The sequence below is a fragment of the Oleiphilus sp. HI0079 genome (assembly GCF_001635105.1).
Map to the genome: position 1 here is coordinate 1 of NZ_LWFT01000386.1, position 296 is coordinate 296.

1 protein-coding gene is annotated in these 296 nt (G+C 51.7%); it reads right to left on the reverse strand.

The genetic code is table 11. The features are described from left to right. The coding region (locus A3750_RS04990) for a hypothetical protein (RefSeq protein WP_156498421.1) at positions 1–225 on the reverse strand (225 nt) is incomplete at its 3' end. Positions 226–296: the final 71 nt, after the last annotated feature.

A 296-nucleotide genomic window follows, 5' to 3' on the forward strand; every position in this document is an offset into this window, starting at 1 on the left:
TAGTCCAGCCTCTTCAGCGATTTCCAACAGCGTTTTCTCACCGCTAGCGTTTAAGGTCTGCTGCGTTTTCGACAACGTCACATTGACCTCGTTACGCCCTGACATGCTTCGCAATTGAGCAAGGTTCGCCAACGTGTCCTGTTTCCTTGGCACACCAAAGGATTCACTCTTAATGGCCGCAATATCAACACCAAGCGCTTTTGACGCCGCTCTGACTGTCGACATGAAGCCTTCAGCTCCGCAGGTATATACAGCTCGGTTTGCGAGGTCGGGGCAATAGTCAACCAGACACTGCT